The 26,225-nt window shown below is 71.6% G+C and carries 1 protein-coding gene (running past one end of the window); it reads right to left on the minus strand.

What is annotated here, in order from left to right:
* A protein-coding gene (locus G4X40_RS02965; protein ID WP_277830062.1) for a non-ribosomal peptide synthase/polyketide synthase crosses the window boundary here: on the minus strand, window positions 1-26,105 show its 5' portion. It extends 17,389 nt beyond the left edge of the window; the window shows 26,105 of its 43,494 coding nt (coding positions 1-26,105); the start codon lies at window positions 26,103-26,105; its stop codon lies off the left edge, out of view.
* Window positions 26,106-26,225: the final 120 nt, after the last annotated feature.

Here is a 26,225-nt window from a genome sequence, read left to right on the forward strand (position 1 = left end):
GCGCCCGGTTCGAGCGAGACCCGGACGGGCAGGGTGTTGATGAACAGACCGATCATCGACTCGACGCCCGGCAGGTCCGCGGGACGACCCGACACCGTGGCACCGAACACGACATCGTCGCGGCCGGTCAGTGTCGACAGGACGACGCCCCAGGCGGCCTGTACCAACGTGTTGAGCGTGACGCCGTGCCCGCGGCTCAGCTCGGTCAGCCGGGCGGTCAGTTCCACGTCGGCGGCCCGGCTGCGGTCGGTCGACCCGGCTTCCGGCGCATCCGCTGGGGACGGGGCGAGCACCGTGGGCTCATCGACCCCGGCGAGCGAGGTACGCCACGCCGCGATCGACCGCGCGTGATCGCGGTCGGCCAGCCAGATCAGGAAGTCGCGGTACTCGCGCACCCGCGGCAGCGCACTGGCGTCGCCGCGCGCCGCATACAGGTACAGCAGGTCCTGCAGCAGCAGCGGCATGGACCAGCCGTCCAGCAGGACGTGGTGGTTCGTCGACACCAGGCGGTGATGTCCGCCGCCCAGGTCGACCAGCTGGAACCGGATCAACGGAGCCGTCGTCATGTCGAAGCCGCGCGCACGATCGGCACGCAACAGCTCGTCGAACGCCGATTCGGGCCGGCCAGTGAGATCGGCGGTGCGCCACGGCAGTTCGGCCGCACCCGCGACGATCTGCACGGGCTCACCGGTGCGCGAATCGAACGCAACCCGAAGATTGGCGTGCCGGTCGAGCAGCGCCTGACCGGCGGCGCGCAGTCGCTCCGCGTCGACGGCACCGTCGAGTTCGAGCACGGTCTGCACCATGTACGCGTCGAGGCTCTCGCCTGCCAACTGCGCGTGGAAGAGCAGGCCCTCCTGCAGCGGCGAGAGCGACCACACGTCGGTGAGCCCTGGGTGCGCAGCCTCGAGCAACTCGATCGCCGGCTGATCCATCCGCACCAGCGGCAGATCGGACGGCGTCAGTCCACCGGCATCGGAGCGGCGTGCGTAGCGCGCCAGTCCGGTCAGTGCGCGGACCCACAGGTCGGCGAGCTCGCGGGCGTCCGCCTCGGACAGCACACCGGTGGCGTACGACCAGGTCGCCCCCAGCCGGGTCCCGTCCGCGGTGTCATACGCGGATGAGTTGATGTCGAGCAGTGCCGGCGCGGCCATGTCGTCGTCGCGGACACCGCCGAGATCTCCCGAGCCGGCGTCCAGCGTCCAACCGGCCTCGGCGCCGGACTCTCCGTCGGCGACCGACCCGGTCCGGCCCAGGTAGTTGAAGCCGATCTGCGGCGTCTGGCCCGACGCGAGCAGCGCCTCGGTCTCCGCGTTCAGGTAGCGCAGCAGCCCGTAGCCCAGACCGTGATCGGGGATGGCGAGTAACTGCTCCTTGACGGCCTTCACCGCGGCGCCCGCGGCGGGACCGCCGTCGAACGCCTCGTCCAGGTCGATGCCGGTCAGGTCCAGCCGTACCGGGAACTGGCTGGTGAACCAGCCCACCGTCTGGGAAAGGTCCGCACCGGGGGCGAGGGGCTCCTCCCGTCCGTGACCCTCCAGGGTCAACAGCGCAGTGCGCGAATCGACGCCGTGGTCCTTGCGCCACCGGGCGACCGCCAGAGCGAGCGCGGTCAGCAGTCCGTCGTTCGCGCCGCCGTTGATCGCTGCGGGGAGCGTGCCCAGCACGTCCGTCGCGACGTCCTCGGACACCTCGACACGGAACTCGTCGATCGTCGACACGGTGTCGACGGCGGGGTCGAGGCGGCGCGCTCCGAGTGCGGGGTCGTCGGCGGAGACGACGCTCTGCCAGAACTCCACCTCTCGGACGTGGGTCTCGTCCGCGGCGGCGTCGACGAGTGCGTGCATCCAGCGTCGGTAGCTGGTGCCGACGACGGACAACCCGGGTGCGTCGTCGACGCCGGTCGCGTGCAACCACGCCAGCGCGAGGTCCGGCACGATCGTGCGCCAGGAGACGCCGTCGACCGCCAGGTGGTGCGCCACCACCAGCAGCCGTCCGGTCCGGCCGTCTGCGGCGTCGGGCGCGAACCAGACCAGCTGGATCATCGAGCCGGAGTCCGGGTCGAGCCGGTCGGCGGCGGCCCGCATCTGCGTCTGCGCCAACTGTGCGAACTCGTCGGATCCGTGGGCGTGGGTGAAAGGCACCCGGGTGAGGACGTCCGCCGCGAGAACCGCACCGGGGGCGGCGATCTCGAGTCGGGTCGAACCGTCGTGCACCAGTCGCGCGCGGAACACGTCGTGGTGGTCGAGCACCGCCTGGACAGCGGCGTCCAGGTCGGCGGCGGCGATGTCCGACGGCAGGGTGAGCATGACCGCCTGCGAGAAACGGCGGTAGCTGCGGCCGTGCTCGATCATCCAGTGACCGATCGGCGGAAGCGGCACGTCGCCGACACCGCCGCCGGGCAGTTCCTCCAGCACCGCAACGTCTTCGGCCGTGCCGGCCACGAGCGCGAGCGCCGCGGGGGTGCGGTGCTCGAACACCGCGCGCGGCGTCAGCACGATGCCCGCCGCCTTCGCCCGGGCCACCAGCTGGATCGACAGGATGCTGTCGCCGCCGAGCGCGAAGAACGAGTCGTCGGCACTGACCGTGTCGACACCCAGCAACTCGGCGAACAGCGCGACCAGCTTCGCCTCGACCTCGGTCTGCGCGGCGCGGAAGGGAGCCGACCGGTCCGTGAGTGTCGGTGCGGGCAGGGCCTTGCGGTCGAGCTTGCCGGACGCGTTGAGCGGGAACTCGTCGAGCACCACCCACACCGCCGGCACCATGTACTCCGGCAACCGGCCACCCAACGCCGACACCAGCGCGGCCTCGTCGACCACCGCGTCCGCCGCGGCCGTCACATAACCGACCAGCAACTGCTGCCCCGGAACGTCCTCACGCACCAACACCGCGGCCTGCGCGATCTCCGACTGGTCCAACAGCACCGACTCGATCTCGCCGAGCTCGATTCGCAGACCACGCAGCTTCACCTGGAAGTCGGTACGGCCGATGTACTCCAGCTCGCCGACCCGGTTCCAGCGGACCAGGTCGCCGGTCCGGTACATCCGAGACCCGTTCTCGCCCAGCGTGTTCGCCACGAACCGGTCCGCGGTCAGATCAGGACGACCCACGTACGCACGCGCCAACTGGGCGCCCGCCAGATACAGCTCACCCGGTACGCCGACCGGCACCGGGCGCAACCGCGCATCCAGAACGAACACCTGCGTGTTCCACACCGGAGCGCCGATCGGCACCGCGACCACATCGGCGGCCGTCGCCTCGTGGAACGTCACGTCCACCGACGCCTCGGTCGGTCCATACAGGTTGTGCAACGCCGCGCCACACAGTTCCCGGAACGCGGCGGCGGCCTGCGCCGACAACGCCTCACCACTGCAGAACACCCGACGCAGCGACACACACTGCGCCGGCGGCGCCACCGCCGTGAACGCCGACAACATCGACGGCACGAAGTGGGCCGTCGTCACACCGTGCTCGGCGATGAGCGCGGCCAGGTACATCGGGTCCCGGTGACCATCCGGCTTCGCGACGACCAGGCGGGCACCGACCTGCAACGGCCAGAAGAACTCCCACACCGAAACGTCGAAGGTGGCCGGGGTCTTCTGCACCACCGTGTCGGCCTCGGCGAGCCGGTAGGCGTCCTGCATCCACAGCAGGCGGTTCACGATGCCCGCATGCGGTACCGCCACACCCTTCGGCCGACCCGTCGAGCCGGACGTGTAGATCACATACGCCGTGTTCGACGCACGCAGCGGCGCAATCCGATCCGCGTCGGTCACCGGCGACGGATCGAAACCGGACACCTCCAGCGTGTCGATCTCCACCACCGCGACCGAACCCGGCAAATCCACCGCGTCACGGCCGGTCGTCAGCACGCACACCGGCGACGCCGACTCCAACACGTACTGCGTGCGCTCCGCCGGGTGATCCGGATCGACCGGCACATAGGCGCCGCCGGCCTTGACCACCGCATACATGCCGACCAGCAGTTCGGTCGAGCGGCGCATGGCCAGCGCGACCATCGACTCCGGTCCGACACCGTCGGCGATCAGCTTGCGCGCCAACCGGTTCGCCCGCGCATCGAACTCACGGTAGGTGAGTTCCTCACCCTCGAACACCAACGCCACCGCATCCGGCGTCCGCAACACCTGCGCCGCAAACAGATCCACCAACGTCCCGTCGGCAACCCGATGCTCGGTCTCGTTCCACTCCGAGACGACCACGGCACGCTCGGCCGCGTCGAGCAGTTCGATGTCTCCGACCGCGCGCTCAGGATCCGCCACGATCGCCTCGAGCACCCGCACGAACCTGGCCCCGAAGCCGTCGATCGTCGACTCGTCGAACAGCGCGGTCGCGTAAGTGAACGACGCCGCGAGGTCCGCCGGCGATCCGTCCGCGGTCTGCGCGTCGCTGACCGTCAGTTGCAGGTCGAACTTGGCGACGTCGTAGTCGGAGGTGAGCTCGCTGACCGTGAGGTCCGGCAGTTCGAACCGCGCCGCGGTGTTGTTCTGCATGGTGAACATCACCTGGAACAGCGGTGTGAACGAGGTCGAGCGGACCGGGTCGAGCGCCTCGACGAGCTGCTCGAACGGCACGTCTGCGTGCGTGAACGCCGACAGGTCCGCCTCGCGCGCGGCACCGAGCAGCTCGCGGAACGACAGCTCCGGTCGCGCGTCGGTGCGCAGCACCAGCGTGTTGACGAACATGCCGACCAGCTCGTCCAGGGACTGCTGGCCGCGGCCGGCGATCGGGGTGCCGATCGCGATGTCGGTCTCGTTGCCCAAGCGCGACAACAGCACCGCAAGCGCCGAGTGCAGCACCATGAACAGGCTCGCACCCTGGCCGCGCGCGACCTCGAGCAGCTTGCCGTGCAGCTGCGCGTCGATCAGGAACTCGACGTTCGCGCCGTCGGTGGACTGCACCGCGGGACGCGGCCGGTCCATCGGCAGGTCGAGGACCTCGGGCAGCCCGGCGAGCGAACGCTTCCAGAACTCCACCTGGCGGGCCGCGATGCTCTCCGGATCGTCGACCGACCCGAGCACCTCGCGCTGCCAGATGGCAAAGTCCGCGTACTGCACCTGCAGCGACTCCCACTGCGGCGCAACGCCGTTGGCACGCGCGCCGTAGGCGACCATGATGTCGCGGGCCAGCGGCGCCACCGACGCACCGTCGGAGGAGATGTGGTGGATCACCATCACCAGCACGTGCTCGGTCGCGGAGATCTCCAGCACCGCGGCGCGCACCGGCGGCGCCATGGTGACGTCGAAGCCCTCGGCGGCCAGCGCGACCACGCGGTCGACGACCCCGTCCTCGGTCACCGACTCGGGCGCGACATCCAGATCGAGTGCCGACACCGGGAGGATGCGCTGGTACGGCCCTGCCTCGCCGGACGGGTACACGGTGCGCAGAATCTCGTGCCGCGCAACGACATCCGTCACCGCCGACCGCAGCGCGGTGACGTCGAGCGCGCCGGACAGGCGCACGGCCATCGGGATGTTGTACGCGGCCGACGTGGTGTCGAACTGGTTGAGGAACCACATGCGCCGCTGCGCCAGCGACAGCGGGATCTGCTCGGGGCGGTCCATCGCCGTCAGCGGCAGGGTGTCGACCGAGCTCGCGTTCTCGACGCGGGCGGCCAGTTCGGCCACCGTCGGCGCCTCGAACAGCTCGCGCACGCCGATGCGCACACCGAGCGCGGCACCCACCCGCGCGGTGACCTTGGCGGCCGAGAGCGAGTTGCCGCCGATGTCGAAGAAGCCGTCGTTGACGCCGACCCGGTCCGCGCCGAGCACCTCGGCGAAGATCGCGGCGACCAGCTCCTCGGTGAGCGAGCGTGGGGCGAGGTACTCCTCGGTGGAGGTCAGCAGGTCCGGCGCCGGGAGTGCGCGGCGGTCGAGCTTGCCGGCCGGGGTCAGCGGGATCTTGTCGAGCACGACGATCGCCGACGGGACCATGTAGGCGGGCAGGAACTGCGCCGCGAACTCGGTCAGCTCCGCGGTGTCGATGCTCTGGCCCGGCGCGGGCAGCACGTACGAGACCAGGATGGTGTCCCCGGCCGGCGACGTGACGCCCTCGGTGGTGACGAAGTCGACCGCGTGGTGTCCGCTGATCGCGCCGCTGATCTCGCCGAGCTCGATGCGGAAGCCGCGCACCTTGACCTGGAAGTCGGACCGGCCCACATATTCGAGGCGGCCGTGGGCGTCCCAGCGCACGACGTCGCCGGTGCGGTACATCCGCTCCCCCGGAGCGCCGAACGGGTTGGCCACGAAGCGTTCCGCGCTCAGCCCGGCGCGGTCGTGGTAGCCGCGCGCCAGCGCGGGGCCCGACAGATACAGCTCGCCTGCGACACCGGCCGGGGCCGGGTGCAGGCGCGAGTCGAGCACGACCGCGCGGAAGCCACGGGTCGGCGAACCGATGGTGATCGGCGCGCCCGCCTGCAGGGGCGCGCTGACCGTGGACCAGATGGTGGTCTCGGTCGGGCCGTACAGGTTGAGCATGATGCGGCCGGGGGCCCACCGGGCCACCAGCTCAGGCGGGCACGCGTCGCCGGCGACCGCGAGCACCCGGAACTCGTCGAGCCCCTCGGGGTTGACGGAGGCCATCGCGGCCGGCGTGATGCAGGCATGGGTCACCCGTTGGTCGCGGATGAACTGCGCGAGCTCGTCGCCGCCGTAGACGGTGACCGGTGCGATGACCAGCGTCGACGCGGTGCCGAACGCCATCATCATCTCGAACACCGAGGCGTCGAAGCTCGGCGACGCGAACTGCAGTGTGCGCGAGCCGGGTTCGATGCTCATGTGGTCGCGCTGCTCCGCTGACAGGTTCGCCAGGCCGCGGTGGGTGACCACCACACCCTTGGGCTTGCCGGTAGACCCGGAGGTGTAGATGACGTACGCGGCGTCGTCGATCCGCAGCGGGCGCACCCGCGCACGGTCGGTCAGCGCGTCGCCGCTCTCGACGGCCAGGCGCGCGGTGAGCGCGGACTCGTCGACCAGCAGCCAGTCGACCTCGCCGGGCAGTGCCGACCGGTGCGAGCTGGAGGTCAGACCCACACGGGCACCCGAGTCGGTGAGCATGTGCTCGATCCGCTCGGCCGGGTAGTTCGGGTCGACCGGCAGGAACGCGGCACCGGTCTTGGTGATCGCCCACACCGCGACGATCGTGTCGATCGAGCGCGGCATCGCCAGTGCGACAAAGTCTTCCGGCCCGACCCCGCGGCCGATGAGCACGCGCGCCAGCCGGTTCGAGCGGTCGTCGAGCTCGGCGTAGGTCAGCTCGGCGTCACCGAACGTGACCGCGACCCGCTCCGGATCCGCGGCAACCGAGCCGGCCAGGATCTGCGGCAGGGTGGCCCCGCCGACGGTCTCGAGTCCGCGCACCGGGGCGAGGGCCTGCTGTTCGGTGGTCGAGAGGATCGGCACGTCGCCGACGGCCACGGACGGCTCGATGACCACCGTCGACAGGATCCGCACGAGTCGTTCGCCGAACGCGCGCACGGTCGCCTCGTCGAATAGGTCGGTCGCGTACTCGAAGCCGGCCGCCATGCCGGCCGGGGTGCCGGCGGCGTCCGCCGTCTCGGTCAGCGTCAGCTGCAGGTCGAACTTGGCGACGGCCGCGTCGATGTTCTCCGGGGTGACCGTCAGGCCCGGCAGCTCCAGCCGGGTCTGGTCGGCGTTCTGGAAGGACAGGCCCACCTGGAACAGCGGGTGGTGCGCCGCCGACCGCGTCGGGTTGAGCACGTCGACGAGCCGCTCGAACGGCACCTCGGTGTGCGTGAACGCGGCCAGGTCGACCTCGCGGACCTGGTCGAGCAGTCCGGAGAAGTCCAGCTCGGACTCCACCCGGGTGCGCAGCACCAGGGTGTTGACGAACATGCCGACCAGCTCGTCGAGTTCGGCCTCGCCCCGGCCCGCGATGGCGGTGCCGATGGCGATGTCGTCTGTGCCCGAGAGCCGGGCCAGCAGCACCGCGAGCGCGGCGTGCATGACCATGAACACGCTCGCGCCCTGGGCGCGGGCGATCTCGGCGACCGCCTGGTGCACCTCGGCCTCGATGGTGAACTCGACGGTGGCGCCGGCGAAGCTCGCCTGCGCCGGCCGCGGCCGGTCGGTGGGCAGGTCCAGCTGGTCGGGCAGGCCGGCCAGCGCCTGGGTCCAGTAGGCCAGCTGGCGCGCGGCCACACTGTCCGAGTCCGACTCGTCGCCGAGCAGCTCCCGCTGCCAGATCGCGAAATCGGCGTACTGCACGGGCAGCGGCGCCCAGGCGGGCGCCTGCCCGTCGACGCGGGCCGCGTAGGCGAGCATGACGTCCCGCGCGAGCGGGGTCAGCGAGACGCCGTCGGCGGAGATGTGGTGCATGACCATGACCAGCACGTGTTCGGTGGGTGCGATGCGCAGCAGCGCCGCCCGCACCGGCACTTCGCGGGTCACATCGAAGCCGGCCGAGGCCAGGTCGGTCACCGTCGCGAGCAGGTCCGCCGGATCCACGTCGACCACGTCGAGGCCGCGCCCGCCGTCGACCAGATCCGCGGCGGCCCGGATGACCTGGTGCGGTCCGTTCGGCGAATCCGGGAAGACGGTGCGCAGCGACTCGTGCCGCTCGAGCACGTCCGTGATCGCAGCGGTCAGTGCCGCGGTGTCGAGGTCGCCGGACATGCGCACCGCGAGCGGCTGGTTGTACGCCGGGGACTGCGGGTCGTACTGGTTGAGGAACCACATCCGCTGCTGTGCCAGCGAGAGCGGGATCCGCTCCGGGCGCGGCTGCGCGACCAGCGCGGGACGCGCGTGGCCGGTACCGCCGCGCGTCACCAGCTCGGCGAGCGCCGCAACCGTCGGCGACGAGAACAGGTCCCGCACACCGACACCCGCGCCGACCGCGGCGTTGATGCGGGAGACCACCCGGGTGGCGACCAGCGAGTTGCCGCCCAGGTCGAAGAAGCTGTCGTGCACGCCGATCCGCTGCGCACCGAGCACCTCGGCGAAGACGCCGGCGATGATCTGCTCGACGGGTGTGCGCGGGGCCACGAACGCGGCCTCGCCCAGGAACGTCGGCTCGGGCAGCGCCTGGCGGTCCAGCTTGCCCAGCGCGGTCAGCGGCACCTCGTCGAGTTCGACGATCGCCGCGGGCAGCATGTAGCCGGGCAGGGTGCGGCCGGCGAAGGCCAGCAGTTCCGCGGTGTCGATGCTCGCGCCGTCGACGGGCCGCACGTAGGCGACCAGTGCGGTGTCACCGGCCGGGCCGGTGCGCCCGAGGGTGGCCGCGAAGCCGACCGACGGGTGCGCCGCCAGGGCGGCGTCGATCTCGCCGAGCTCGATGCGGAAGCCGCGCACCTGGACCTGGAAGTCGGACCGGCCGACATACTCGAGGCGGCCGCGCGGGTCCCAGCGCACCACGTCGCCGGTGCGGTACATCCGCTCCCCCGGCGCGCCGAACGGGTTGGCCACGAATCGATCCGCGGTCAGACCGGCACGGTCGTGGTAGCCACGCGCCACGCCGGCGTTCGCGAGATAGAGCTCACCCGGCACACCCACCGGGACGGGCTGCAACCGCTGGTCGAGGACCAGTGCGTGCAGGCCGGCCATCGGCGCACCGATGGTGATCGGCTCACCCTTGCGCAGCGGCTCGGAGATCGTGACGATGACGGTGGTCTCGGTCGGGCCATAGGCGTTGACCAGCCGGCCGTCCCAGCGGGCGGCGAGCTCGGGCGGGCACACGTCGCCGCCGACGATCACCCGCTCGACCGTGTCGAGCCCCTCTGCGGCGACGGTCGCCACCGCGTTCGGGGCGCCCATGAACAGCGTGATCCGCTGATCGCGGATGAACGCGGTCAGCTCGTCGCCGCCGTACAGCTCGGCCGGGGCGATGACCATGGTCGCGCCCGCGCCGAACGTCGAGAGCATCTCGCCGACCGCCGCGTCGAAGCTGATCGCCGCGAACTGCAGCACCCGCGAGCTCGCGCGGGTGGCGTAGTGCTCGACGACACCGTCGGTGAGGGTCCGCAGGCCGCGGTGGGTGACCGCCACGCCCTTGGGCAGACCGGTGGTGCCCGAGGTGTAGATCAGGTAGGCCGGGTTGTCGACCGACGGCGCGGCGGCGAGCTCGCCTGCGGCGATGGCCGTCGACGGGCGGGAGCCGATGCGCTGCACCAGTTCCGCGTCGTCGAGCACCAGCCACGACAGGCCCGTCTCCGGCAGCGCATCCCGATGCCCGGCGGTGGTCAGGCCGACCACGGCCGCAGAGTCGGTGACCATGTGCCGCTTGCGGTCGTCCGGCAGCTTCGGGTCGATCGGCAGGTACGCCGCGCCCGAGCGCGCGACCGCCCAGATCGCGACCATCGCCTCGACCGACCGCGGAATCGCCAGTGCGACCACGGTTTCCGGACCGGCACCGGCGGCGATGAGCTCGCGGGCCAGACGGTTCGAACGCTCGTCGAGTTCGCGGTAGGTCAGCTCGCCTTCCGCGCCGGCGATCGCAACGCGGTCGGCGTGCAGCCGTGCCGCCTCGTCGAAGATCGCGGCCAGCGTGACCGGGGCGGAGGCCTGGGCGCCGCGGCGGTCGACCAGCCAGCGCCGCTCGGCGTCGTCGAGCACCTCCAGCTCGCCGACCGGAGCGGTCGGGTCCGCGATGCCGGCCTGCAGCAACCGGACCAGCCGCTGCGCCAGCGAGGCGATGGTCGATTCGTCGAACAGGTCGGTGGCGTAGGACCACACACCGGTCATGGTGCCGTCGGCCTGCTCGGACAGCGTCAGCGTCAGGTCGTACTTGGTGGTCTCGAGAGACACGTCTCCCGCGGACACCTCGAGGCCGGGCAGTTCCAGGCGGGTGATGCCGTGGTTCTGGAACGACAGCGCCACCTGGAACAGCGGCGAGTACGCCGTCGACCGCGGCGGCTGCAGCACGTCCACGAGCCGCTCGAACGGCACGTCGGTGTGCTCGAATGCCGCCAGGTCGACCTCGCGCGCCTGGCGCACCAGGTCGGTGAAGCCCTGCGAGCGGTCGATCCGCGTGCGCAGCACCAACGTGTTGACGAACATGCCGACCAGGTCGTCGAGCGCACGCTCGCCGCGGCCGGCCACCGGGGTGCCGACGGCGATGTCGTCGGCGCCGGACAGCCGTGCCAGCAGTGCGGCGTAGGCCGCGTGGAACACCATGAACGGCGTGGCGCCGTGCTCGCGGGCGAACGCGACCGCGCCGCGATGGGTGGCGGCGTCGATGGTGAATGCGAAGTCGGTGCCGCGCATCGACTGCTCCGCGGGGCGCGGACGGTCGGTGGGCAGGTCCAGCTTGTCGGGCAGCTCGGCGAGCGTCTCGGACCAGTAGCCGATCTGCTTGGACGCCACCGACTCCGGGTCGTCCTCGGAGCCGAGCAACTGGTGCTGCCACAGGCTGTAGTCGGCGTACTGCACGGCGAGCGGCGCCCAGGTCGGCACCTCACCCTCGAGCCGGGCGCCGTACGCGACCATGACGTCGCGGGCGAGCGGTCCCATCGAGGCAGCGTCGCCGGAGATGTGGTGCAGCACGATCACCAGGACGTGCTCGGGCTGCGCGTCGTCGGCGGTGTCGACGCGGAACAGCCGGGCCCGCAGCGGCACCTCGGCGGTCACGTCGAAACCGCCGGTGACCACCTCGGTCACCCGCGCGGTGAGTTCCTCGGCCGACACCGTGATCGGCGTCAGGTCCGGGATCACCTGCGCGGCAGGCAGGATCACCTGGCGCGGACCGGTGTCGCCGTCGGGGAAGACGGTGCGCAGCGACTCGTGCCGCTCGATCACGTCGCCGACCGCGGCGCTCAGCGAGTCGACGTCCAGGCGACCGGTCAACCGCACCGGCAGCGGCAGGTTGTATGCCGGCGAGGTGATGTCGAACTGGTTGAGGAACCACATCCGCTGCTGCGCGAGCGAGAGCGGGATCTGCTCGGGACGCGGACCGGCCACCAGTGCGGGACGCGCCCCGCCGCGCGACTCGGACTGCTCGACCCGCTGGGCCAGGTCGGCGACCGTGGGCGCCTCGAACAGCTCACGCACGCCGAGCTGCACGTCGAAGGACGCGTTCACCTGCGAGGTGACGCGGGTGGCGATCAGCGAGTTGCCGCCGGCGTCGAAGAAGGACTCGTCGACGCCGATCTGCTCCACGCCGAGCACGTCGGCGAAGATGCCGGCGATGATCTCCTCGACCGGGTTGCGCGGCGCCACGAACTCCGTGGCACTGAGGTCGAAGACGGGCTCCGGCAGCGCCTTTCGGTCGAGTTTGCCGCTGCCGTTGAGCGGGAACTCGTCGAGCACGACGACCGCGGCGGGCACCATGTAGCTCGGCAGCGCCTGCGCGGCGTGTTCGGTGACCGAGGCAGCCGTGACCTGCGCGGCGGAGCCGCCGATCGGCACCACGTAGCCGACCAGCTGATCGCCGGTGTGCGGGTCGTTGCGGACCACGACGACCGACTGGCTCACGCCGGGCGCGGTCAGCAGCGCGGTCTCGATCTCGCCGAGCTCGATGCGCTGACCGCGCACCTTCACCTGGAAGTCGGTGCGGCCGAGATATTCAAGCTCCCCGGTCCCGGCCCAGCGGACCAGGTCGCCGGTGCGGTACATGCGCTCGCCGGGCGCGCCGAACGGGTCGGCGACGAACCGGTCGGCGGTCAGGTCGCGGCGGCCGTGGTAGCCGCGCGCCAGCTGGACGCCCGACAGATACAGCTCACCTGCGACGCCGACCGGGACCGAGTGCAGCCGGTCGTCGAGCACGTAGAGGCGGGTGTTCCACATGGGCGTGCCGATGGGCACGGTGCCGCGGCCCGCGAGCTGCGCGCGCTCGTCGTGGCGGTAGCGCCAGATGGTGACGGCCAGCGAGGCCTCGGCCGGGCCGTACTGGTTGTCCAGCGGCACGACCGCCAGCTCGCCGAAACGCTCGGCGGTGTCGACGGGCAGCGCCTCGCCGATGGCGATGACCGCGCGGACGGTGTCCGGGATGCGGGCCGACGAATTCGACACGAACATCGCGAGCATCGACGGCACGAACTGCACGACGGTGACCCGCTGCTCGACCATCAGCCGGGACAGGTAGTCGGGGTCGCGGTGCCCGTCCGGGCGCGCGATGACCAGGCGTGCACCGGTCTGCAGCGTCCAGAAGAACTCCCACACCGACACGTCGAACGTCATGGGGGTCTTCTGCATGACCGCGTCGTCGGTGGTCAGCTCGTACTTGTCCTGCATCCAGCGCAGCTGGTTGACCAGTCCGGCGTGCGGGACCGCGATGCCCTTGGGGCGCCCGGTGGAGCCGGAGGTGTAGATCATGTTGGCCGGGTTGGCCGGACGCAGCGGCGCGATCCGGTCAGCGTCGGTCACCGTGGTGTCGGCGTAGCCGGCCAGGTCGACGGTGTCCACCTCGATCACCGGCACACCGCCGGGCAGGCTCACCTGGTCGCGCGCGGTGGTCAGCACGCACACCGGGGTGGCCGAATCCAGCACGTACCCGTTGCGCTCGGCCGGGTGATCCGGGTCCAGCGGCACGTACGCGCCACCGGCCTTGAGGATCGCGTACATGCCGATCAGCAGCTCGAACGAGCGCCGGATCGACAGGCCCACCACGGACTCCGGGCCCACGCCGGACTCGATCAGCTTGCGCGCCAACCGGTTCGCGAGAGCGTCGAACTGCGCGTAGGTCAGCTCCTCGCGCTCGAAGACCAGCGCGACCGCATCGGGGGTGCGGGCCACCTGCGCGTCGAACAGCGCGGCCAGCGTGTCCGCACCGGCGGCCACCTCGGGCACCGTGTGCGTGGTGTCGTTCCACTGCTGCAGCGTCAGCCGGCGCTCGGCGGGGTCGACGAGGTCGATGTCGCCCACGGCGCGGGACGGATCGACCGCGACGGCCTGCAGGATCGCGGTGAGTCGACGGGTCATCGCCTCGGCGGTCGACCGGTCGAACAGGTCGGTGGCGTAGTTCAGCTCGACGGCGATGTCGGCCGGACGGCCCTGCGCGTCGACGTGATCGGTGACGGTCAGCTGCAGGTCGAACCGGGACAGGCCGGTCTCGAACTCCTGCGGGCCCACGGTCAGCCCGGGCAGCTCCAGTGCTGCCCGCTCGATGTTCTGGAACCACAGCGAGACCTGGAAAAGCGGGTGGTACGCGGCCGAGCGGGTCGGGTTGAGCTCCTCGACCAGCGACTCGAACGGCATGTCGGTGTTGCCGAACGCCGCCAAGTCCGACTCGCGCACCTGTGCGAGCAGCTCGGCGAAGGACCGGCCCTGCTCGACCTGACTGCGCAGGACCAGCGTGCCGACGAACATGCCGACGACGTCGTCGAGCGCGGCCTCGCCGCGGCCCGCGATCGGGGTGCCGATCGCGATGTCCTCACTGCGACTCAGCCGTGCGAGCAGCACCGCCAGCGCTGCGTGCACGACCATGAACAGCGTCGCATTGTGCTGTCGCGCAACCGAAAGCAGCTGCGCGTGCAGCTCGGCCGGCAGCTCGAACTTCACGTCGGCGCCGCGGAACGACTGCTGCGCCGGACGCGGCCTGTCGGTGGGCAGTTCCAGCAGGCCTGGCAGGTCGGAGAGCTCACGCTTCCAGAAAGCCAGCTGACGACTGAACAGCGACTCCGGGTCGGACTCGGAGCCCAGCAACTCCCGCTGCCAGATCGCGAAATCGCCGTACTGCACGGGCAGCGGCTGCCAGTTCGGCGGCTCGCCGGCGCCCTCGGCGACATACGCGATCATCAGGTCGCGCGCGAGCGGCGCGGTGGACCATCCGTCGAACGCGATGTGGTGCAGCACGAACATCAGCACGTGGTCGTCGTCCGCGAGGCGGAGCAGGTCCACCCGCAGCGGAACCGCCGCGGTGACGTCGAATCCGGCCGAGGCCAGCTCGACCACGCGTGCCTGCAGACCGGATGCGTCGACCGGTTCCGGCGTGAGATCCGCGGCAGCGACGACCTCGGCCACCGACAGGACCTGCTGGAACGGCCCCTGCGCCGAATCCGGGTAGACGGTGCGCAGCGACTCGTGCCGCTCGACGACGTCGATCATCGCCGCGCGCAGCGCCGCGACGTCGAGCGTGCCGGTCAGCCGGATCGCAAACGGCTGGTTGTAGGCGGCCGACGCGGGGTCGAACCGGTTGAGGAACCACATCCGCTGCTGCGCCAGCGACAGCGGGATCCGCTCGGGACGCTCCTGCGCCACCAGCGCGGGACGCGCGGTACCCGGGTCGGACTGCTCGACCCGCAACGCCAACTCGGCGACCGTCGGCGCGTCGAAGATCTCGCGCACGCCCACCGCCGCACCCGTGGCCGCGTTGATCCGCGCGATCACCCGCGTCGCGACCAGCGAGTTGCCGCCCAGGTCGAAGAAGCCGTCGGTGACACCGACCCGCTCCACGCCGAGAACCTCGGCGAACACCGCGGCCACGATCTCCTCGATCGGATTGCGCGGCGCCACATACTCGCCCGTGAGCGCCTCGAACACCGGCGCCGGCAACGCACGCCGGTCGACCTTCCCGGACGCGTTCAGCGGCATCTCGCCGAGCACCACGAACGCCGCCGGGACCATGTACCGCGGCAGCAGCCCGATCAGGTGCTCGCGCAGCAGGCCCGCGTCGAGCGACTCCTCCGCCCCCGACCCGACCACGTACGCCACCAGCTGGTCGCCGGTGTGCGGGTCGGTGTGCGCGACCACCACGGTCTTCGCCACCGACACGTCCGTCAGCAGCGCCGCCTCGATCTCGCCCAGCTCGATCCGCTGGCCACGCACCTTCACCTGGAAGTCGCTGCGGCCGATGAACTCCAGCTCGCCCTGCGCGGTCCAGCGCACCAGGTCGCCGGTGCGGTACAGCCGCGTCCCCGGCGCGCCGTACGGGTCCGCCACGAACCGCTCCGCCGTCAGCCCTGCCATCGCGCCGTAGCCACGACCCACCGCGACACCGCCGACGTACAACTCGCCGACCACACCGGACGGCACCACCCGCAGCCGCGAATCCAGCACGTGCAGCGCGACGTTCGGGATCGGACGCCCGATCGGCACCACGGCCGTCTCGGCCGCGGACGCCCGGTGCGCGGACACCACGTCCGACGCCTCGGTGGGTCCGTAGCTGTTGAACACCCGCACACCGGCATCGATCAGGTGCCGCAGCGGCGACGGACGCAGCGCCTCGCCGCCGAGGAACACCGCCGACAACGCCGACAGTGCCCCCGCCGAATCGCTCGCGACCACGGCCTCGAACGCGCTCGGCGACATGTTCGCCAGCCGCACCGCGCCCGATTCGACGATCCGCACGATCTCCAACGGGTCGAAGGTCAGTCCGGCCAGGTGGATCGTCGCGCCGGAGGCCAGCGCCACCCACACGTTCTTCTGCGTCAGGTCGAAGCTCGGCGCCGACGCGATCAGCACGCCCTCGCCCGGGGCCAACGCGACCTCACGCCGATACCACTCGACGGTGTTCGCGATACCCGCCATCGGCACCAGCGTCGGCTTCGGTCGTCCCGTCGAACCCGACGTCGTGATCACATACCCGAGCCGGCGACCCGCACCGGCCTCCGACCAGCGGTCCACCGACACCAAACCCGGCTCATCGCCGACGGCATCCACCGCGACGACCGGCACCGGAAGCTGCTGCGCCGCAGACCACTCCGACACCGCGACCACACACCGGGCGCCGGTGTCCTCCAGCAACGCGCCTATCCGCTCGACCGGGTAGGCGGGATCGACCGGGGCGTACGCCGCACCGGCCTTCCACACCGCCAGCATGCCGACCACCCAGTCCACCGACCGCGCCAGCGCCAGCGCGACCACGTCGTCCGCGCCGGCACCGGCCCGGACCAGCCGACCCGCGAGCGCGGAAGCGGCCCGGTCCAGCTCCGCGTACGTCAGCGAGCGTTCGCCGTCCACCACCGCAACCGCATCCGGGTGCAACCGGACCTGCTCGGTCACCCGGGCCACGATCGACGACTGCGGTGCCGGCGCGACCGCACCCTGCGACCACTGCCGCAGCCCCTCGAGTTCGTCGGCCTCCATCAGCGCGAGGTCGCCGACGGCGCGCGCCGGATCCGCCAACGCGCCCTTGAGCACCCGCACGAAGCGGTCGCCGATGTTGCGTACGGTCGTGGCCTCGAACAGGTCCGCGGCGTAGAGCAGCGCGACCGAGTATCCGGCCGGTTCGCCGGCATCGTCGCGACGCTCGGTGAGCGTGAGCTCCAGGTCGAACTTCGCGACCGGGGTCTTGACGCCCTCCGCGCTGACCGTGAGTCCGGGTAGCTCCAGCCGCGGCTCGGCGAAGTTCTCCAGCGCCAGCTGCACCTGGTACAGCGGCGAGTGCGCGGTCGAGCGCGCCGGGTTGAGCACCTCGACGAGCCGCTCGAACGGCACGTCGGTGTGTCCGAAGGCGGCCAGGTCGCCGTCGCGCACCTGGGCCAACAGCTCACGGAAGGTCAGTGCGCCGTCCACCTGCGTACGCAGCACCAGCGAGTTGACGAACATGCCGACGAGGTCGTCGAGTGCCTGCTCGCCACGTCCGGCGATCGGCGTGCCGACGGCGATGTCGGACTCGCCGCCGAGCCGGGCGAGCAGCACCGCGAGCGCCGCATGCAGGACCATGAACGGCGTCGAGTTGTGCTCACGCGCAGCGCTTTCCACTGCACGCTGCAGCTCCGCGCCGACGGTGAACTCCACGCGACCGCCGGCGCCCGACTGTGTCGCGGGACGCGGACGGTCGGTGGGCAGGTTCAGCAGGTCGGGAAGTCCGGTCAGCGCCTCGGTCCAGAAGCCGATCTGCTTGGCCGCCAACGACTCGGCATCGTCCTCGGAGCCGAGCAGCTCGCGCTGCCAGATCGCGAAGTCTGCGTACTGCACGGCCAGCGGCGCCCAGCCGGGGACCACGCCCTCGGCCCGCGCGGTGTACGCCATCATCACGTCGCGGGCCAACGGCGCCAGCGACCAGCCGTCGGTGGCGATGTGGTGGATGACCAGTACCAGCACGTGCTCGGTCGGCGCCGTCTCGAACAGGAACGCGCGCACCGGGATCTGCGTGGTCACGTCGAAGCCGGCCGAACCCAGCTCGAGCGCCCGCGCCTGCAGCTCGGCCTCGGTCACCGCGACGACGGGCAGCTCGAGCGCGACGTCGCCGATCGCCCGCACCAGCTGGTGCGGGCCGGTCTCGGAGTCCGGGAACACGGTGCGCAGCGACTCGTGCCGCTCGAGCACGTCGCCGAGCGCCGCGGTCAGCGCCGGCACGTCCAGATCACCGGACAGGCGCACCGCGAGCGGCACGTTGTAGGTGCCCGCCTGCGGGTCCATCCGGTTGAGGAACCACATCCGCTGCTGCGCCAGCGACAGCGGAACCTGCTGCGGCCGGGTGGTCGCCGTGAGCGCGGGACGCCCGGCGACTCCGGACTCGGCCTGCTCGACCCGCAGCGCCAGCTCGCCGACGGTCGGCGACTCGAACAGGTCGCGCACGCCGATCTGCACGCCCAACGACGCGTTGACCCGCGCGGTGACCTTCGTAGCGACCAGCGAGTTGCCGCCCAGGTCGAAGAAGCTGTCTGTGACGCCCACCCGCTCCAGTCCGAGGACCTCGGCGAACACCCCCGCGACGATCTCCTCGACGGGCGTACCGGGTGCGACGTATTCGCCTGCGGTCGAACCGAACTCGGGCGCGGGCAGCGCACGGCGGTCGAGCTTGCCGGCCGTCGTCATCGGGATCTCGTCGAGCACGACGATCGCGGCGGGCACCATGTACGCGGCGAGCGACTCGCCGACGAACGCGGCCAGCGCGGCGGTGTCGACGGTCTGGCCCTCGGCCGCCCGCACGTAGGCGACCAGCTGGGTCTGGCCGTTGCTGTTCTCGTGGCCGATGGTGGCCGCGAAGTCCACCGTCGGGTGGGCGGTCAGCGCGGCGTCGATCTCGCCGAGCTCGATGCGGAAGCCGCGCACCTTGACCTGGAAGTCGGCGCGGCCGACATATTCGAGTTCGTGGTTCTCGGTCCAGCGCACCACGTCGCCGGTGCGGTACATCCGCTCGCCGGGCTCGCCGTAGGGGTTGGCGACGAAGCGCTCGGCGTTGAGCGCCGCGCGGTCGTGGTAGCCGCGGGCCAGGCCGACGCCGGCGACGTACAGCTCACCGGCGGCGCCGACCGGCACCACCCGCAGCCGCTCGTCGAGCACGACGGCGGTCACCGCGCGGATCGGGCCGCCGATGGTGACCGGTTCGCCGGGGACCAGCGGACCGCTGATCGTGGCGGCGACGGTCGCCTCGGTCGGGCCGTACGCATTGTGGAACCGGCGCCCGGGCGCCCATCGGCCGATGACCTCGGCCGGCACGGCCTCGCCGCCGGCGACCAGGTGGGTGAGCCGGTCGAGCCCGGTCGGGTCGATCGACGCCAGCGCGGACGGGGTGACGAAGGCGTGCGTGACGCCCTCACGGGCGATCAGCTCGCGCAGTTCGGCGCCGCCGAACACCGTCGACGGGCTGACCACCAGCGTGGCCGCGCCGCCGAACGCCATCGTGTACTCGAGCACCGACGCGTCGAAGCTCGGCGAGGCCACGTGCAGCACCCGCGAACCCGGGGTGACCGAGTAACGCTCACGCTGTTCGGTCGCGAAGTTGTCGACGCCGGTGTGGGTGACGACGACGCCCTTGGGCTTGCCGGTGGAGCCGGAGGTGTAGATGACGTACGCGGCGCCGTCCATCCGCACGGGCGCGCGGCGGTCGGCGTCGGTCACCGCCACCAGCGGATACCGGGCGGCGGAGGCCGCGAACTCCGGATCGTCGAGGACCAGCCATGAGGTCCCGGTGTCGGGCAGCAGGTTCCGCTCGGCCGCGTTGGTGAGGCCGATCACGGCGCCTGAGTCGGCGAGCATGTGCTCGATGCGCTCGGCCGGGTAGTTCGGATCGATCGGGACGAACGCGGCGCCGGACTTCGCGATCGACCACAGCGCCACGATCGAGTAGATCGAGCGGGTCATGCCGAGTGCGACGAAGACCTCGGGGCCGACGCCGTGGTCGAGCAGCACGCGCGCGAGCCGGTTGGACCACTGGTCCAGTTCCCGGTAGGTCAGCGCGGAGCCGGCGAAGGTGACAGCTGTCCCCTCGGGGTTGGTCGCGACGGCGGCCTCGAGCAGTTCCGGCAGCGTGCGGGTCGACCGGCCGGCCGGGCCGCGCACGGGGGCCAGCGCGGCGATCTCGGCGTCGTCGAGGATGCTCACGGCGCCGACGACGGTGTCCGGCGCGGCGACGAGGGTGGACAGGATCCGCACCAGACGGTCCATCAGCCGCTCGACCTCGTCGCGGCCGAACACGGACGGCAGGAATTTGGTCTTGAACCGCAGCGTCGGGTCCTGCAGCGCGACCAGCGTCAGCGGGTAGTGGGTGGCGTCGTGGACGCCGACGTCGCGCAGGAACATCCCGGCGATGTCGGTGTCGGCGGTCAGCCCGGCCCGGTCGATCGGATACGACTCGAACACCGTCAGCGTGTCGAACAGGCCGCCGAGCCCGGCCGCCTGCTGGATCTGGGTCAGCCCGATGTAGTGGTGGTCGAGCAGATCGGCCTGCTCGCCCTGCACCCGCTGCACCAGCGCGGCCAGCGTCTCGTCCTCGTCGATCCGCACCCGCACCGGCAGGGTGTTGATGAACAGGCCGATCATCGACTCGATTCCGGCCAGCTGCGGCGGGCGACCGGACACGGTGGCGCCGAAGACGACGTCGGCACGGTTGGTAAGGCGGGCCAGCAGCAGGCCCCACGCGGCCTGCACGAGCGTGTTGACGGTGACGCCCTGCGCCCGCGCGAAGCGGACCAGGCCCGCCTCGACCGAATCGGGCAGCGCCAGCTCGATCTCCTCCGGCACCGGCAGTTCCGCGGTGGCGCGGTCGGCGACCAGCAGGGTCGGCTCCTCCAAGCCCGACAGGGCCTGGGTCCACACCTGGAGGGAATGTTCGGGATCCTGCGCGTCCAGCCACTCCAGGAACGCCCGGTACGGCCGGGTGCGCGGCAGCACCGACCGGTCGCCGTCGGCGGCGTACAGCAGGATCAGGTCCTTGAGGACGAGCGGCAGCGACCAGCCGTCGATCAGGATGTGGTGGTTGGTGATCGCGAGGCGGTAACTGTCCGGCGAGGTCCGCACCAGTAGGAAACGGACCAGCGGCGGCGCGGTCATGTCGAACCGAGCGACCCGGTCGGCCTCGACCAGCCGCGCGCACTCGGCGTCCACGTCGGCGACGGACAGGTGCGTGTCGGTCAGGTCGACCGTCACGAACGGCACCTCGGCCGCGTCGAGCACGATCTGCGCGGGCTCACCCGCCTCGTCGTAGACGAACGCCGTGCGCAGGTTCGCGTGCTGGTCGACCAGCGCCTGTCCGGCGCGGCGCATCCGGTCGGCGTCGACCACGCCGCCGAGCTCCAGCACGACCTGCGCGGTGTAGACGTCCACGCTCTGGTCGGTCAGCGTGGCGTGGAACATCAGGCCGGCCTGCAGCGGCGAGAGCGACCACACGTCACCCAGCGCCGGGTACCGCGTCTCCCAGCTCTCGATCTGCTGCTGACTGACCTGCACCAGCGGCAGGTCGGACGGGGTCAGCCCGCCGGCCTCCGGGGTGCGCGCATGCGCGGCCAGCCCCTCCAGGGCCTGCTCCCACAGTGCGGCGAGGTCGCGCACGTCGTCGTCGGACAACAGCCGCGAGGCGTACGCGAACGTCGCGTCGAGCCGGGTGACGCCGTCCACCTCGGTGGCGAGCGCGTCGATGGTCAGCGCCGCCGACAGCGGCATGTCCGGGTTACGCTGCGCGCCGGTGGCCAGCGCGCTCTCGTCCGGCATCCAGCCGAGCCCACGCAGCTCGTCCGGCACGTCCGACGCGGACAGCCGGCCCAGGTAGTTGAACGCGATCTGCGGTGCCGCCCAGCCGCGCATCTGCGCGGCGGTCTCGGCGTTGAGGTAGCGCAGCAGCCCATAGCCGATGCCGTGGTCGGGCACCGCCGCGAACTGGTCCTTGACCCGTTTGAGCGCCGCGCCGGCGGCGGGGGCGCCCTGCGCGGCCGCGGCCGCGTCGATGCCGCCGAGGTCCATCCGCACCGGGTAGACGCTGGTGAACCAGCCGACCGTCCGGGACAGGTCGGCACCGGCGACGACGGACTCCTCGCGGCCGTGTCCCTCGAGACCCAGCAGTGTCGCCGCGGGCGCCAGCCCCCGGTCGCTGCGCCAGCGGGCCACCGCGAGCGCCAGGCCCGCCAGCAACGTGTCGTTGACGCCGCACCGGTACAGGGCGGGGAGTTCCGTGAGCAGCGCCGTCGTCGTCTCGCCGGACAGCGACAGGCGGACCTGACGCTCGGTGGCGGCGACGTCGACCGCCGGATCCAGTTGCGCGCCGCCGAGCGGCGCCTCGGCACCGTCGACGACACCGCGCCAGCGGTCCAGCTCGGCCACACGCGCGGGCTCGGCCGCCGCGTCGACCAGTCCGTGCGCCCAGCGGCGCAGCGACGTCCCCGGCTCGGCGAGCACCGGCTCGGACCCCGCCGAGACCTGCGCCCACGCCATCGCGAAGTCGGGCACCAGCACACGCCACGACACGCCGTCGACGGCGAGGTGATGGATGACGACCAGCATGCGGCCGTCGGTGGTCGCGTCGCCGCGCCGGAACCAGACGAACTGCGCCATCACGCCGGCGGCCGGATCGAGCCGGTCGGCGGCAGCGCGGGAGGCCTCCTCGACGCGGGCGGTGAAGTCGGCGCCGGACGGGTCCGCGTCGACCTCGGCCAGCAGTGCGTCGGCCGCGACCGAACCGACCGCGAGGGACTCGAACAGCCACTCGTCGCCGGACCCGGTCAGGCGCGAGCGCAGCAGGTCGTGCCGGTCGACGACGGCCTGCAGCGTCGCGGCGACCTGGGCGCGCCCGGCGCCGGCCGGGATCGTCAGCAGCAGCGCCTGCGCGAAGCTCGAGAAGTTGCCGCCGGTCTCGATCATGGACCGCACGATCGGCGTCAGCGGGATCTCGCCGACCCCGCCGCCGGGCAGTTCCTCGAGCCGCACGACGGGCTGCTCGCTGCCGTCGGCCTCGACCGCGACCTCGGCCAGGCCGGCGACGGACTTGCGCTCGAACACGTCTCGGGCGGTGAACGCCACGCCGGCGGCCTTAGCCCGCGACACCAGCTGCATCGAGATGATGCTGTCGCCGCCGAGTTCGAAGAAGCTGGCGTCGGCGCTGACCGTCTCGAGGCCGAGCACCTCGGCGAAGACCGTGGCGATCCGGCGTTCCATCGGGGTGCTCGGGTCGCGGTGCTCGCGCACCACCGCGGTGTAGTCGGGTGCGGGCAGCGCCTTGCGATCCAGCTTGCCGTTGACGGTCAGCGGGATCTCGTCGAGCACCATGACGGTGCTGGGCACCATGTAGTTCGGCAGCTCACGGGTGAGCGTGGCGAGGAGCGCATCCACGTCGACGTGCTGACCTTCGGCGGCCAGCACGTAGGACACGAGCTGGTTCTGTCCCGAGGCGGCGGCGCGGACGATCGTGGTGGAGAACTCGACCGTCGGGTCGGCGACCAGCACGGCATCGATCTCGCCTAGCTCGATGCGGAAGCCGCGGACCTTCACCTGGTCGTCGGAGCGGCCCACGTACTCGAGTTCGCCGGCACCGGACCAGCGCACGACGTCGCCGGTGCGGTACATGCGGTCGCCCGGCGACCCGAAGGGGTTCGCGACGAAACGCTCGGCGGTCAGACCGGGACGGCGGTGGTAGGCCCGCGCGAGGCCCGCGTTGGCGATGTACAGTTCGCCGGCGGCGCCGATCGGGACCGGCTGCAGGTCGGAGCCGAGGACCAGGGCGTGCACGCCGCGCATCGGCGCACCGATGGTCACCGGCATGTCCGGCGTCAGCGGCTCGGTGATGGTGACGATGACGGTGGTCTCGGTGGGACCGTAGGCATTGCGCAGCCGGCCGTTCCAGCGCTCGGCGAGTTCCGGAGGGCAGACCTCACCACCGGTGACCACCCGAGCCACGGTGTCGAGGCCGGCCGGGCTGAGCGTCTGGACCGCCGCGGGCGTGGACACGATGGTGGTGACCTGCTGCTCGGTCAGCAGCGCGGACAGCTCGTCGCCGCCGTAGATCCCGGCCGGGCTGACGACCAGTGCGGCGCCGTGCGCGAACGCGGAGAGCATCTCACCGAAGGCCGCGTCGAAGCTGGGCGAGGCAAAGTGCAGCACCCGTGCCTGCGGGCCGACCGAGTAGGTCTCACGCAGGTCCTGCGCCAGGCTGGCGAGACCGCGGTGCGGGACGACGACGCCCTTGGGGCGTCCCGTCGAACCGGACGTGTAGATCATGTACGCCGGCGTGTCGGCGTGCACCGGGGCGCTCCGCTCGCGGGCGCCGACGGGCGCGGGCGAGGCCTGCGCGCACCGCTCGGCGACCGCGGCGTCGTCGAGGACCAGCCAGTCGACGGCGTCGGGCAGATCGCCGGCGTGCGCGGCGACCGTGATGCCATGCCGCACGCGCGAGTCGTCGACCATGTACCCGATGCGGTCGGCGGGGTACTTCGGGTCGATCGGCAGGTAGGCGCCACCGGCCTTCGCGATGGCCCAGACCGCCAGCACGGATTCGATCGAGCGGGTCAGCGCGAGCGCCACGAAGGTCTCGGGGCCGACGCCGGCGTCGATCAGGACCCGCGCCAGGCGGTTGGACCGCTCGTCGAGCTCGCGATAGGTCAGCTCGGTGCCGTCGAACACGACCGCGGTGTGGTCGGGGTACTGCGCGGCGGTGGCGGTGAGGATCTCGTCGAGGGTGCGCGGGGCCGTCTGCTCGGCGCCCCGCCTGCTGACCAGCCAGCCACGCTCGGCCGCGCTCAGGTGAGACAGCTCGGCGACCTTGGAGTTCTGGTCGGCGGAGACGAACTCGGCGAGGAAGTCGAAGAACCGGTTGTGGTGACGGTCGAGTTCCTCGGTCGTGTACCGCGACGGGTTGCCGATGAAGTCGATGTGGGTGCCGTCGCCCGAACCCGTCTCGTACAGGTTGAGCATCAGGTCCTCGACGGGACCGGAGGACAGCACGTGCAGGTGGCCGGACAGCTCGCCGAGCCGCAGCTCGCCGAGGCCCATCATGATGTTGATGACCGGGCCGAAGAACGCCCGGTCGCCGCCGGTCAGCCCCAGGTCGCGGTTGAGGTCCTCGGAGCGGTACCGCTGATGGCGCAGCGCACCGACCAGCTGGACCTGCACGCTCTCGACGAGTTCGGTGACGGTGGCCTCGGGTGAGACCTTGATGCGCAGCGGCACCACGTTCGAGACCATGCCGCCGGAGCGGCGCATGGCCGCGGTGGTGCGGGCCGAGACGGGCAGCGTCAGCGAGATGTCCTCGCCGCCGGTCACCCGCGCCAGGTAGGTCGCGAAGGCCGCGATGGTCACCGGCGCGAAGGACGGGCCGACGCCGACACCGGACGAGGAGATCAGCCGGACCGTCTCCTCGGACAGCGGCGAACTGGCGACGCGGCTGATGGCCTGCGGCGGCGCCTGGCGGGCGGCCAGGCTGGTCGGCTCCGGCAGGCCCTTGGCCAGCTCGGTCCAGTACTGCTTGTCGCGCTCGAAGCGGGGCGACTGCCGGTACGCCATCTCGGATTCGTAGATGTCGAGCAGGCCGTCGACCTTCGCGGCGGCGACCTCGCGGCCCTGCAGCGCAGCGGAGTAGCGCTCGGCCGTGCGCATCATCAGCGTCATCGCGCCGTAGCCGTCGAGGGCGACGTGGTGGATGCGGGCGTACCAGTAGTAGTGGTTCTCGCCGAGGGTGAGGACGGCGCAGATGATCAGCCGGTCGGTGAGCAGGTCGATCGGGCGCGAGTACTCGGCCTGCATCCACGCCGCTGCGGCCGCGGCCGGGTCGTCCTCGCCGGAGAAGTCGATGCGCACCAGCGACTGGTCGATGCCGCGGTCGACCATCTGGTAGGGCCGGCCGTCGATGTCGAGCAGACGCAGGTAGCCGGTGCCGAGTTCCTTGCCGACATCGATACTGACCTGCTCGAGCAGGTCCAGGTCGAGCTCGCCGTGCAACTCGACGTACTGGGCCATGTTGACCGGGACGTCGGGCGCGAGTTGCTGCGAGAGCCACATCCCGAACTGGGCCGGCGACAGCGGGAACGCGTTGGGCGGAACATCCACGCGAGGGCCCTGACCATCACCAGCGCCGGCCGCTCGGAACTCGTCCACTCACAACTCCGTTCTCGGGCCCGAAGGCCCTCACATCTCCCCGACTGCAGACCGCGCCACAGCTCAAACGCA

The organism is Speluncibacter jeojiensis, assembly GCF_029589495.1.
Lineage (GTDB): Bacteria > Actinomycetota > Actinomycetes > Mycobacteriales > Mycobacteriaceae > Speluncibacter > Speluncibacter jeojiensis.